The organism is Candidatus Hamiltonella defensa 5AT (Acyrthosiphon pisum) (assembly GCF_000021705.1).
Lineage (GTDB): Bacteria > Pseudomonadota > Gammaproteobacteria > Enterobacterales > Enterobacteriaceae > Hamiltonella > Hamiltonella defendens.
In genome coordinates, this window is sequence record NC_012751.1 from 1,256,456 (window position 1) to 1,269,323 (window position 12,868).

Genomic DNA, 12,868 nt, shown 5'->3' on the forward strand with positions numbered 1-12,868 from the left:
AAGAGTGATGTTCAATGCGCTTCCGCAGCCCGATGCCGATATCGCCCGCTTTGTGCGGGTGACCCAGGCTGAGGACGGCATGATTGATATGGTGATCGCGGACAATTACCGCGAAGATTTCAAGGTTCAGCACTTTGTCAGCCGGGTACAGAAAGCCTTTCCTGGGCGTACCCGATGGGTCAGCCTGTCGCTGGATGACATCGCCCACGCAGCCCTCCCGCCATCGGGGGATGCCCCGGCACACAGCGTCAACCAGCAGCGGGTATCAGGCTACTTCCGCAAGGCCATTGCTCTATCGGCGTCTGACGTGCATTTGACTGTCGGACGCGATGGCGGTGAGTTTTGCTATGTGGAAGCGCGGGTGCACGGTGAACTGCACTGTCTGGACTGCATCGACAAGGACGAAGGGATGGCGCTGGCGTCCACCATTATTCTGTCGATGTGTGATGTCACCGAGAAACAGTTTTACCCCCATCTTCATCAGGATGGCCGTATCGCTGAACGGTTTTTAAAGCCGCTGGGCATATTTGGTGCCCGCTATGCGCATATGCCTGCTGTCGGCGGGCTGTATGTGGTGATGCGTCTGATTCAGGAGGAGGGCGAGGCCGTCCCGGATTTTGAATCATTGGGCTTTTTGCCCGATCAAGTCCGGGTACTCAAACGCCTGTTGCGCCGTCCCGAAGGCATGATCATTTTATCCGGTCCCACTGGCTCCGGGAAATCCACCACGCTCCGCACCGCCTCCGCCGCCTGGCTTGCGCTATGGGGCTATATCAACAGGTTACCGGTACGGAGACTGTTAACCATTGAAGACTCACCCGAAGGCCGTATTGATGGCGCCATTCAGACGCCGATCATTGCGGACAAGAAAAATCCCGAAGACATCAAACGCGCATGGCGGCTATCGATGGCGTATGCCTTGCGCTGTGATCCGGATGCCATTTTAAACGGTGAAATCCGCGATCTGGAATCCGCTCTTACCGCCCTGAAAGCGGCCATGACCGGTCATCTGGTGATGACGACCCTGCACGCCAATGATGGCCTGAATATCCTTGAGCGACTGGAAATAGAAGGGGTATCCGCCGGGCTACTGGCCGATCCGCAGTTGTTAATTGGGCTGATCAGTCAACGTCTGGTACAGCGTTTATGCCCGCACTGCAAAGTCCCTTATCAGCGGGTAGCCGGGCAGCTTGAGGCAGACGATCGCAATCTGATTGAACACCACTGTCAGCCTGAAAAGGTGTTTATGCGCCATGTGGAAGGCTGCGAACACTGTTATCACGGGATTGTTGGGCGGATGGTGGTGGCTGAAGTGATTGCCCCGGATGCCCCCTTTTTTGAACTGTACCGGACAAAAAGCAGGGCGGCCGCGAAAACCTACTGGCATCGTAAACTGGGTGGTATTACGCGTAATCAGCACGTTTTGAACTACATCCATGCAGGAGAAGTGGACCCACTGGCCGCCCATTGTGTTTGTCCCATCGATGAAGACAGTTATACGTTGTTAGCCCTATAACCTGAAAACAGGTCAAGTTGGGATTCATCCGTCTGATGTTAGAGAACCTGCCCTGATTGATTGTTGACACCAATGGAAATTTTCTGGGGTTTTTCCTGTTCTGGAATATCGTAGGTAAATTCCAGAGTGAGTAGCCCTTTATCCAGATACGCTTTCTGGATATTGATTCGATGCTCCAGGCTAAAACTTAAGGAAAACTCACTTCTTGTCATGCCTTGATGCACCCATTTCATGCCGTCTTTTTCCTCGACAGAATCTGTTTTTTCAACGTGCGGCTTGCCGGTAATGGTTAACTGGTTATTGAGCACGGAAATATCGAGTTCATCCCGAACATAACCCGGTACGCTCACTGTCAGCTCATAATGCGCTTTGTCTTTTTGCAGCAGATTATAGGCGGGTGAGTCTGCCAGCGGTTTTTCGCCGGTCAGACGACTGAACAGATTATCTATCTGCGAAAGCCGGTCAGAAAGCGGATGATGGCTGAATGCCGGGATAAGAGAGAAAGAACGATTGGCCATAGACTCCTCCTTTAATAATACACAGTGAATAAAACATTCCCCTCACACCCTTCATATAGGGGCAGTGGAGACGTTTTCAAGCGCCCCCCTCAACCTGAGAAAAAAACCATGTTGCCCTTATTAACGTCAACCGTTGTTGCCGTCAAACCTCGCATTGACGCCACACTGAGATGGATTTACCAAAAAACCTTTTCCGCCAGAGACCGCATTGCCTTTTACGACATGCTGGCCTTCCTGCTGGATAACAACAAATCGTTGCAGCAGGCCTTTATCGATATGCGCCACGTGGTCACCGATTTTGGCCGAAAACATCATCCCTGCTCGGTGCTGTTGACCGATTGCCTGTCTGCAATCGATGAGGGACAAAGTGCGTTTGAAAAGGTCTTGCTGGAATGGGTGCCGGTTCAGGAAGCCACCCTGATGGGTTCCGGTATGCTCTCCGGAAAGCTCTCCGATGCCCTGCGCCGTGCCAGCCAGTTTAATGACGCATCAAAGCAGTATATTGCTGACCATCGCGATGAATTACTTAATTTTCCGCTGCCCTATCGTATTACGCCGTCGTTACTGATGAAAAACGGGTATCTGCAACAGGGCTTCTCAGAGAAAAACGGCTTGGGTCAACAGTACGTGACCGGCGTTGTCAAAAACAGCCAGAAAAATCCGCCAGCGCTACAGGCGCTGACCTGTAGCGTACAGGGGGCGCCTCTTTCAGAAAAAGGCATGCGCCGAATTGCCACCCAGATCACCGGCATGGGGGGGTATGTCGATGGAAAAAATATCGCCATCGGCGCTTATGGGGGTTGGACAAGCGATCCCCGTGATTTTGGCCTCGACTGCCGACACGGGCATATTGCCATGGCGTTATCGTCTGAAATTCTGGGTAGCGTGTTGCAGGAAAGCGATCGGCTGTACCGGTTTCAGGTGAAGCACAGGCCGGAACTGAACCGGATGCATACCCATATAGATATGGGGGGTAACGATATCACTCATTCAGGCAGGATTAATGCCTCCGGGAATATCACGACCACAGGCACCGTGCGAGGCGGCACGGTTCAGCTCGATCAAATATCGATTTCGGGTCATAGGTGTACTCCGGATGGGTTATTGAGCCGTGATGCGAGCGGGGCCCTGCTGTCCTGTCAATCAGGGGTATGGAAGGGAGCAGGGGGAGGCAACCTGTCACGCGCCGGAGTGAATGCATTATCGGTAGAGTCCACAGGCGATTTTCATTTTGTACTGGTCTCCATTTCATCCAGATTTTTTGCGGTCGACGGCTCACACACAGCCATGGCGAACTTTACCCTGTCGCTCAATGGCAGAGTGAGGGAACAGATCACGAACCGATTAAATGTCAGAAAAACCGGAGGGGGTGGCCACTACTGGGGCTACGACACCGTGGGCGTCGTACAAAAACAGTATCGTTTAACAATAGCCCAGGGCGATCACCTCCGCGGGGCACTGAGCTCAGCCCATTACCACCTGAGCAGTGATATCAGAATCGATCTGTCGAATTAACGTCCCTTATCATCAAGGCGGGATGAGTTGTCTGAAAATGGGGTGAATGGAATCAACATCAGCAGATCAGGCAGACTCTGAAATTTAGTTTCATCTGATTATGTCACTGACATGTTCGTGATAAAGATATGAGTGGTCTATTTTCACTCTATTCATTTGATGATGAACAAAGTCAGTTCCACGCCGATCAGAGCACTAAGGATAGAACAAAGCAATATTATAGCGATAAATCGGCCTCTTTTAGTTTTATACCTTGTTTCGTTGTAAGAATCGCTCATTCTAACAATAATGTCTTGGATGGATTTTTCTATTTTTGAATCAATGCATTGATTCAGTTCTTCAACACGATTAAGTAATGCCGTTTGTTCTTCCAGTATTTTTTTTTGTGTCTCATTGATTTCTTTGGCATCACCTAGAAACCAGTCCATTAGCACCTCTAATTTATCGGGTTGCTTGTCCATATCACTCTCCGATTAATAGAGCATATGTTCTATCAAGATTGTTTTTAACAGGAATCGCTTGTTTCATATAAGTATAACGACGCGCCATTTTACGGCGCTCATCGGTATCATTAGATTGTTTTGCTCTCATTTTAAATTCCTCTGCATCTTCTTCTGTCAGAGATTCAAATGATATTTGATGATGAGCCAAGTATTCAAAAACTTCACTATCGTATATCACGGAGTTTTTATCAATTTTTCCGACATTGGTTTTTTTTACAAAAGAGAAAATCGGCTCTAAAACTTTTTTGACATCTTCACCCGGAGTAATCCTGTTTGGCACGAAAACAATTTTGTCTTTTTCGACTCCAGCCTTGTGTAAGGTGTGTGCCGTTTTCATACTTTCTTTCACGGCCTTATCTTCTTTGGTAACAGGAATAAAATACAAATCAAATTCGTTTGCACCGCCATCAAAACGTGACATAGACATTAAAAATGGTTCTACATTAGATGCGCCGATATCAATAATGGCAGAATCTTCAAAAACAACATCTTCAATCAGTTTTGAAAAATCATCACCTTTAAAACTGACTACATCTTTAATACCCAAATCTGCCGCTGATTGATTAATCGTTTCAACAGAAAAGAATTTTACATCTTTCATTCTAGGCGAAAGAAGATAAGTCGAAATCAAGGTTTTTCCGACGCTACCACTGTAATTAATGACTGCTACTTTCATTTTCCACCTCAGTATTTATCCATGAATTTATTTGGGTCAAACGAATCGTTGATTTTTTCAAAAAACTCTTTACCGATAATCTCTTGACTATGAGTGTTATTTTGATCTTCCTTTTTTCTGCAAGATAGAGTCGTAGATTTTTCCAGCTTGGATCGTTTTACCCTTGCTCGATATAATGCAGTATCAAAACTTCTAACATTCACATTAGCAATGTGAAATCTTTCTGAAACCACCTTAAAAACATCTTCTCTTGATACACCAAGAGATAACATTTCTTCCACTTCTGGCAGCATCATCTGGATGGCTGCCCTAATGCTTTTAGGCTTCATATTAGCCTCTTAAAATTGATGTATTTTTGGTGTAATAATGATAAAAAAGCTGATTAATGATGTAAAAATGAATTCCTGTCAATTTTTTAATGTAAAAATGATGTATTTTTGACGTAAAATGGTTTTTACTTCACAAGAACCCCGTGTAGCGGCGGGCGGAGCGTCAAAAAATGGCACATTTTGGGACAATACGCCTATCCTGCATCGGGTGTTTATATTGGTGATTTTGGCTTTCTGTTACTAGGGGGGTTCCCGCGTCAAAACAAGCCAAACAATACCTGTCAGCGGAAAAAGTTAATCCAAGTGGAACGCGAAGAAAAATATTTGGATTTTGGACAGGGGCTTTCCCTGAAACAGCATGACTTAAAACGGTTATCATTCTTTCATCCATCACCTGAAAGAAATTCGTATTTACGTCACTATGACATTGTGAAATTTGATGAAAATTTTGTACTGGTGTTTTTGGTGTCTTGTACTAGATTCTTAGTACAGAACCCCCATTGATTTTAGTACAAAAACTGTGTTGATCTGAAAATCTCGCCTGGCCTAACCTTCAAAAACTATCCTAAAACGTCCTGTATCTCTCTGTGAGAAGAAATCTCCTTTTGGTAATGCACATTCATGGGTTGTTATTTTATGCTCCTTAAAATGGTTTTTAGGCGATTTTAGAGGCGTTTCGTTTAAACAGGTCTAACGTCTAAGAATTTCAAAAAAAAATTTTTTTAACTTTAAACAAGAGCGCTCGCCGCAGTCTTTGGCTGAGGCGTACCGCAGGAGCTTTGCTCCGAGGAACGAACAGCCAAAGCGAGGAAGCGGAAGATCCTCTTTTGTCGAGGGGAGCACGGTCACTCTTTAGCTAATATTTGGCAATCAGGTTTTCTAGGTTTTCTAGTACTCAAGTTTTGGCCCGTTTAAATTATGGGGTAACAACTGAAGTTATCCACAAGATTAAAGCGTGAAAACGCGGTTAAAAGATCAGTTATGTATAGTTAAAACAAGTTAAGGAAATTTAGTTAGATAAAAAATCTTATAAATACAATAATTTAAAACATGTTTTTCAACTCTTTGGTTTTTAAATCCCAGTATTTGGTTTTTAAATCCCAAAACGAGCGAGTCAGTGCTGAGTGACCGCTCAGCACTGACTCTTACCAGCAACCCTGATAACGCAGGATTGAGGCTATGGTAAATCATACAATTAATCAGAGAGTAAGCAACTTGAGAACATTACGCCCCCGTAAACATGAACTGGAGTTTTTTATTGCCGATGAGGTTGAGCTTTCAAGTTTTAGGGATGAAATGGCAAGCATGGAGCATCCTTTTTTTGCTATGAAGGGAGGGGATACAAAGACTAGAAAATATAAAAATGGAAATATAACCGTTACTGTAGAACCGACATCATCAGGTATGGCAACTATCTTTGATAAGGATGTTTGGATTTACAGCATATCTAAGCTACAGGAAGCCATGAATAATAATGAGGAGATAAGCCGAACTATTTGCTTTACGCCTTATGATTTTTTAGTGACTACAAATAGAGAGATAGGCGGGAGAACATATAATGAATTAGAAAAATCTTTAAAAAGATTATCTGGTACAAGAATAACGACGAACATTGTATATTCTGATGAGAAACAGGAATCTATAGGATTTGGACTTATTGATAGTTGGCGAATTCTTGACGAAAAGAAAGGTAAATTGGATATCGGTATGATAGAAGTCACCCTACCGGATTGGCTCTATCAGGCATTGCATAAAAAGAAAATGCTGAAAATCAGTCCTGACTATTTTCGCATCAGAAAAGCGACAGATCGACGCATTTATGAGATTGCCCGAAAACACTGTGGTCATCAAGGAGAATTCAATATTTCCGTTGAAAAACTGCATTTAAAAACAGGCAGTACAGCCTTGTTAAAAATGTTCAGACATAACATCAAGCAACTGGTTAAATCTAACGACTTACCAGATTATGAAATGCGCTATGATGTGGAACGAGACAGCGTAAATATTTTGTTCGGGGACCTCCAATATCACGCCCACCGTATGGCCTCTGAGGGTCTGATTTGACAAGATACTGGCAGACATCACATCAGATTGCCTCAGTTTATCTCTGATGTTTTTTGAAAAAATGCCCTTTCGAGACAGTAAATCTTTCATTGAAGAAGAATAAACGAGATGCCTGAATTTCTGGACAGACAACAGTCTTCGCATGATAAGGAACTGGACTGAGTCGCTTTCAGATGAAAACCATCGAGGCATTGAGTATTCTCCCTCACCCGATTTACTTCTGCGGGAAGATCCCACCGAAATTCTGCCACAAGACCTCACGGCCCTCCAAGACATGATGAGTCAATTCTTACTTCAGAAGAGAGGCCATTTGAAGACCTGGTTTGTTCAGGAGATGTCTCAAACTTCCTATGAGTTACCGAAAGCACCGGAGGCAGAGGTGTACTCCCCTTCACAAGTTCAGACTCTATTGCAACAGGGACATCTTAATAGTGAGCGTCGCTCTTCTCTTCTTCTCTGACCAAAACCGAAAAGAGTCGATGAAAACGCATCGTTGAGTGAAGCATTGACGTTATCACCTCACCTGCACAAGCCATCACCCAAAGCCCCCCAAAAAAAGGAATGGTATAGTTATCCGATGCGGTAAAATGCTTATCAATATGATAATACATTATGATGCAACCCAATCCGCCCATCACAAAAATAAATCCCTTGAACGCATGTAAAAAGGCAAAGAATGAGACTGTGGCGATATGCAACATATTGGCAAGGGTGATACGCAAAGCAAACCACAACCAGAGAATGCCGGTCATCAAAATTTAACCTGCCTTGCTTAACTTTTTCTTCCGATTTGTTGTTTTTATTGATTTTTTCACCGCCTGACGTTGTTCACCTTGAGGGAACGGATAAATATTGCTCATTTTTTACCTCGCTTGGCGGCCAGTTTTTCATCCAGTAAATTTTTCAATTTGTAGATTTCTCGCTTACCATTTTCCCGTTGTTGTTCTTTTTCTTCCTGCTCCGGTGTGAGATTACAGTTATTAAAAATCACCATATCCGCTTTGGCATCGTAACGAAGGCCGTAATCAGGCAAGTCATTCGTTTTAGCCAGTTGTTTAATGTTATGCCGGAACATTTTCAACAAGGCGGTGCTGCCCGTTTTTAAATGCAGTTTTTCAAGGGCTATCGTAAACTCTCCCTGATGACCACAATGCTTACGCGCTATTTCATAAAGTCGCCTGTCTATTGCTTTTCTGATACGGAAATAGTCGGGACTGATTTTCAGCATTTTCTTTTTATGCAATGCCTGATAAAGCGAATCAGGTAACGTTATCTCAATCATACCAATATCAAGATTACCTTTCTTTTCATCAAGAATTCGCCAACTATCAATAAGACCAAAGCCAATACTTTCCTGCTTTTCTTCTGAATAAAAAACATTGGTCTTAATTGTTGTTCCCTTTAACCTATCTAAAGCCCTTTCTAATTCTTGATAAGTTCTACCACTAATTGTTCTATTCGTGGTTACAAAAAAATCATAAGGCGTAAAACAAATTGTTCTACTTATTTCTTGATGATTATTAATCGCTTCCTGTAGTTTTGATATACTATAAATCCAGACATCTTTATCAAAAACAGTGGCTAATCCATCAGCCGTAGCCTTAACAATAACGGTTACATTCCCATTTTTGTATTTTCTAACCTTGGTATCTCCGCCTTTCAAGGCAAAAAAAGGGGGTTCCATGCTTGCCATCTCATCCCTGAAACTCGAAAGCTCGACCTCATCAGCAATAAAAAATTCTAACTCATGTTTACGGGGACGTAACGTTCTCAATTTGCTTACTCTCTGATTAATTGTATGATCTGCCATAGCCTCAATCCTATCTAGTGTCTAGGGTTGTTGGTCAGAGCTGGTCAGGTGTTAGCAGCACTTGATTGGCTCGTTTCTGTGATTTAAAAACCTAAATACTGTGATTTAAAAACCAACATGTCGAAAAACTTATTATATTTCATATGCCTATAGCCAAAAAAATCCCTTTAACTTATTTAACTTATACATAACTGATCTTTTAACCACGTTTTCCCCATTAAATCTTATGGATAACTTCAGTTCTTACCCCATCATTTTAACAGGCACAAATTCAAATACTAAAAAACCTGATTGCCTAATATTGGCTAAAGAGTGACCGTGCTTCCCTCGACAAAAGAGGATCTTCCGCTTCCTCGCTTTGGCTGTTCGTTCCTCGGAGCAAAGCTCCTTCGGTACGCCTCAGCCAAAGACTGCGGCGAGCGCTCTTGTTTAAAGTTAAAAAAATTTTTTTTTGAAATTCTCAGACGTTAAACCTGTTTGAACCAAATGCCTCTAAAAACGCCTAAAAACCATTTTAAGGAGCACAAAACTAAAACCCTCAAGGGGGTTTTTTCTTTCTCAGGAAGTCATTAAACCAGCGAAGAGGGCTTTTTAGGGCCTTGAATGTCACACCACACGGTGATGCCGCTGTACTTAAACACTTCCTCACGGGCGCAGAAGCCATTTTCGGATTGTCTGGGCTTCCTGGCTTGTCCAGATTCGACCTTGATAGTTGAGTTTATCATCTAGACCGGTCGCCGACAGAATCTGAGACTGATGTTGTTTGCGTTTGCTGTAATGTTTTAAATCTACACGGTTGGTGACAAACTTGCGGTTGCGAATGTCTAACTGCTTGTCGGCCTGCACAGACAGCGCGGAAATCGATAATTTTTTGATGGCACTCACCGTTCCCCCAGTGACTTCCCCCAAGGTCAGCTGGTTCAAAAGCGCCGTCGCATCTTCGCCGTCATACTCGGTCAGGTTCAGGTCCTTAAATATCTGGGTCTTCCTGAGGCTGGTTTCCGAGTAGTCCCCTTCGCCATGCAGAGCCGCCTGGAATTGCGCTTCACTTAACAGCGGCTGATTGTCGATGTCTTCTTTCAGCTCCTCGAGAAGCTGCTCTCGGATATCGGCCGAAGATTTTTTGCCCATCTCGGAGAGAGGTTCGTTTTTGACACCACCACGACCTCATAGCCTTCTGCTTTTGCTTGGCTGATGAATCTCTTCCATCGATACGAAAACAGATTTTGCAGAAGACCTTTTCCAGACGAAAATGCACATCTGAGGCCCTGCTTGCGACCGCTTCACTGAGTATTTTAATGATTTTATTCTGAATGGTTTTTTCAGTGTGTTCGTCTTCATTCTTTACGTCCGACTCCGCCGGTTTATTGAATTCAACAATGTCAGATAAAGCACAGGCCTCCAGGCTAAATTGAACATGACTGGCCTTCAATCGGCGCTCATAATCCATCACTTCAAGGGAATTGATCACTGAAGCCCTGACGTTAACCCCGGGACGTACAGCTGGATAGTCCCCGGCCGTGTGTACGTTTTCGGACGCTGAAGCGTTACCTGGCGACATTCCGGCCCGGATGCCGTAAGCCATTATTCGATGTCAGAAAAAAAACTGCAGGGCTGTGGTTACAACAGGCAGTGAAAAGGGCAAGTGATGAAGGTATTCTATTCAATTTGCGATGCAGCTGTTCTTTAACAATGTTCCCCCGAAAGTCGTACAGGACTATATGCAACATAAACGCTATGAAAGCACGGAGGTGTATCTGAAGGTGTTTGCACTGGACTTGGCAACGCAGAGATGAGCGTGACTTTCTCGATGGATCACCGCGAATATGCGCATTTGCTGACAGTAAAATAGAATAACCAAGAATGACACATGTAATACACTAGTATTTCATTATTTGAAATTACTGCCTATTTATCAAGGGCTAAAAAACTATCAGCTAACCCCCCCCAGTTCGGGAAACAGAATTTTTTGTATGCCAGGAGCATTTTTTAACCTATGACGGCCCGTCATAGATTGATTATGCGTCTAATTAAAAACTTATCATACGCTTAAATAGCAGTTGCTGAATGTCCTGCTTTTGGGACAAAACAGCATGAGCTGTAATAGTTTCATCTTCGACTGAATACAGCACACGATAACCATTTGCCGTATTACATTCACGATATTGAGCACAGCCTATTTTAAGCAATTCCGGGCAGATCTGACAGCCCAGGGGAAAATCACTCACTCGTTTTTCGAATTGCTCAATAATGGCGGTGATAACCTCTTTTCGTTTCGCCTCTATACGCCGTAATAAATAACTCGAAATATCATCGATACAGATTTTGACGGTATTAGTGTATTGAAATACAACGCCCATATCATAACCCCTCGAGCAGCTGGCCTCTTGAGTAGACCTTGCCGTCAGTTTTATCTTTCTCAGAGAGGGTAAGCAGCTTCAGTAATGCGATGGCGTTTTCCCGCTCCTTTTGCACATCGTATGACTCAATCACATACGCAGGAACGCCGTTCTGTGTGACAAGAATCGGTTCTGCCAGATCAAGCGTGGCGGCGTTTTTTTTCACATAACTGATTGTTTCGACTCTCATGATAAATCCCCCCCTTTTTATAATTAAGTTTAAATTTAGTCTAAATATGGTTTTAATGCAAGGTGTATCTGGACGGAATTACCTGAATGTTCAACTGGCGGCCACATTATGACAGGCGGTTGAAATCTGACCCGAGCGCGGGTGATCTTGTTGGATGCGCTGGTTGCCCACCAGAAACTGAGGTGACAGCAATTTCGGAGGTTCAGGCCTGAGCTAAACGCTAGAGCCCCAAGATGTGGTTCCAAAGATAGGCGTAACGTTCTCGATGGAACGCCGGGAATATGAACACCTGCTGAATGTGAAATAGAACACACAAGAATTACTCATGTAATACGCCAGTATTACATACCAGGCATCATTGCTTATCTTTCGGAAGCCATTAATTAGCTGGAAAAGAAAAGGTTCAGCGTCGTTTGAACAGGCTTCTATTTGCCAGCCGCACCGATCAAGCAGTTTATTCAGATTAACCCCGCTACCAGTAGCTCTGGCCATAATCGGCTTAATTTGCTTTCCGTCATCATCAAAGCAGAATCGAGAGAAGAACGGGGCAGGTATATTGCGTTAACACTGACATTCATTGGCTCGGCATTTCGGCCGGTCCATTCCCTGTCGAGGAAGAATTGATCTTCCTCAAATTTCGCGGCTCCAATTACTTTGGTAAAACCAAATCACGTGGGGCTTCACTCTCAGATTCCCCCTGAAATACGCCAAAGTCCAACGGGCACACACTGGGCCGATCAAATCTATAGGATCATGCCAAATAATGCATTTCTTTTGGGTTAATCACTTCGGTGCTCAAGAACATGTTTTGATTCATTGTGTCCGCCGATAGCAATTTTCTGGGGTTTTTCCTGTTCTGGAATATCGTAGGTAAATTGCAGACTTAGTAGCCCTTTGTCCAGATGCGCTTTCTGGATATTTATCCGATGTTCCGGGCTAAAAACTTAAGGAAAACTCACTTCTTGTCATGCCCTGATGCAACCATTTGATGCCGTCTTTTTCCTCGACAGAATCTGTTTTTTCAACGTATTGCTGCAATAATTAATATATAGTAAAAAATAAATAATCGGAGAAAGACAGTATGTCTACTGTTGTTAATACAGTTTTTAGTCAAAACCGGATTTTTACTCATATAAGTGATAAACAACTAAACCGAATATTAAAATCGAATTCGTTGGAAAAAACTGAATTTATGAGCCTTATAGATAAATTATTTGATCGCTTCTTTCGTAACCCTCAAAACGCGAAACAATTTTAAAATTGTATGAGCAAATATCATGGCCAGATTTTCAAACATTCAAATACCCGACGGATTGTAAAGTGGCGTTGCGATTTGATAATCTTCACC

Annotated in this window: 14 protein-coding genes and 1 pseudogene; 5 read left to right on the forward strand and 10 right to left on the reverse strand. The window is 43.6% G+C overall.

Annotated elements, in window-relative coordinates; all coding sequences use genetic code 11:
- Positions 1–7 precede the first annotated feature (7 nt).
- Positions 8–1,516, forward strand: a complete 1,509-nt coding sequence (locus tag HDEF_RS06135) for a GspE/PulE family protein (protein ID WP_015873778.1) — start codon at positions 8–10, stop codon at positions 1,514–1,516.
- Between the two features lie 38 nt (positions 1,517–1,554).
- On the opposite strand, the gene HDEF_RS06140 is transcribed toward HDEF_RS06135, so the two are convergent.
- Complete coding sequence (locus HDEF_RS06140) at positions 1,555–2,034, reverse strand: Hsp20 family protein (protein WP_015873779.1); 480 nt, start codon at positions 2,032–2,034, stop codon at positions 1,555–1,557.
- A gap of 108 nt (positions 2,035–2,142) precedes the next feature.
- Between HDEF_RS06140 and pilV the strand changes: the two genes are divergently transcribed.
- A complete protein-coding gene (pilV, locus tag HDEF_RS11575) occupies positions 2,143–3,549 on the forward strand; it encodes a shufflon system plasmid conjugative transfer pilus tip adhesin PilV (RefSeq protein ID WP_086935004.1) in 1,407 nt (468 codons plus the stop codon).
- 152 nt (positions 3,550–3,701) lie between these two features.
- Here pilV and stbC read toward each other — a convergent pair whose 3' ends face one another.
- The 3 genes from stbC to stbA are packed head-to-tail and all read right to left on the reverse strand — an operon-like array spanning position 3,702 to position 5,057.
- Positions 3,702–4,010, reverse strand: coding sequence for a plasmid stabilization protein StbC (gene stbC / locus HDEF_RS06155; protein WP_015873781.1), 309 nt, complete (start codon positions 4,008–4,010; stop codon positions 3,702–3,704).
- A gap of 1 nt (position 4,011) precedes the next feature.
- Positions 4,012–4,728, reverse strand: a complete 717-nt coding sequence (gene stbB / locus HDEF_RS06160) for a StbB family protein (RefSeq protein WP_015873782.1) — start codon at positions 4,726–4,728, stop codon at positions 4,012–4,014.
- Between the two features lie 8 nt (positions 4,729–4,736).
- Positions 4,737–5,057 carry a plasmid stabilization protein StbA gene (gene stbA, locus HDEF_RS06165; protein WP_015873783.1) on the reverse strand — a complete coding sequence of 107 codons (321 nt, stop codon included), beginning with the start codon at positions 5,055–5,057 and terminating at the stop codon, positions 4,737–4,739.
- Positions 5,058–5,237: 180 nt separating this feature from the next.
- On the opposite strand from stbA, the gene HDEF_RS06170 reads away from it, so the two are divergent.
- The 3 genes and pseudogenes from HDEF_RS06170 to HDEF_RS11580 all read left to right on the forward strand — a co-directional run.
- Positions 5,238–5,561 carry a hypothetical protein gene (locus tag HDEF_RS06170; protein WP_044612337.1) on the forward strand — a complete coding sequence of 108 codons (324 nt, stop codon included), beginning with the start codon at positions 5,238–5,240 and terminating at the stop codon, positions 5,559–5,561.
- A gap of 675 nt (positions 5,562–6,236) precedes the next feature.
- Entirely contained in the window at positions 6,237–7,121 is an 885-nt protein-coding gene (locus HDEF_RS06180; RefSeq protein WP_015873786.1) for a replication initiator protein A, read from the forward strand.
- A gap of 109 nt (positions 7,122–7,230) precedes the next feature.
- Positions 7,231–7,542 (forward strand): annotated as a pseudogene (locus tag HDEF_RS11580) (cupin domain-containing protein); the annotation flags it as partial.
- Between the two features lie 4 nt (positions 7,543–7,546).
- Here the strand turns inward: HDEF_RS11580 and HDEF_RS06185 are convergent.
- From HDEF_RS06185 to HDEF_RS06205, 6 genes are all read right to left on the reverse strand, one after another.
- The gene (locus HDEF_RS06185) at positions 7,547–7,873 is read right to left on the reverse strand and encodes a hypothetical protein (RefSeq protein ID WP_015873787.1); all 327 of its coding nucleotides are present in this window, start codon (positions 7,871–7,873) and stop codon (positions 7,547–7,549) included.
- Positions 7,874–7,977: 104 nt separating this feature from the next.
- Positions 7,978–8,931: a plasmid replication initiator TrfA gene (gene trfA / locus HDEF_RS06190; RefSeq protein ID WP_015873789.1), complete on the reverse strand. Its 954-nt coding sequence runs from the start codon at positions 8,929–8,931 to the stop codon at positions 7,978–7,980.
- Positions 8,932–9,576: 645 nt separating this feature from the next.
- The gene (locus HDEF_RS06195) at positions 9,577–10,062 is read right to left on the reverse strand and encodes a hypothetical protein (protein WP_044612339.1); all 486 of its coding nucleotides are present in this window, start codon (positions 10,060–10,062) and stop codon (positions 9,577–9,579) included.
- On the reverse strand, positions 9,977–10,402 hold the full coding sequence (locus HDEF_RS13210; RefSeq protein ID WP_234809354.1) for a hypothetical protein: 426 nt from the start codon (positions 10,400–10,402) through the stop codon (positions 9,977–9,979). The genes HDEF_RS06195 and HDEF_RS13210 overlap by 86 nt, the downstream gene beginning before the upstream one ends.
- A gap of 559 nt (positions 10,403–10,961) precedes the next feature.
- Complete coding sequence (locus tag HDEF_RS06200; protein ID WP_015873791.1) at positions 10,962–11,291, reverse strand: type II toxin-antitoxin system RelE/ParE family toxin; 330 nt, start codon at positions 11,289–11,291, stop codon at positions 10,962–10,964.
- A gap of 1 nt (position 11,292) precedes the next feature.
- Positions 11,293–11,520 (reverse strand): type II toxin-antitoxin system Phd/YefM family antitoxin, encoded by a 228-nt coding sequence (locus HDEF_RS06205; RefSeq protein ID WP_015873792.1) that lies wholly within the window; start codon positions 11,518–11,520, stop codon positions 11,293–11,295.
- Positions 11,521–12,868: the final 1,348 nt, after the last annotated feature.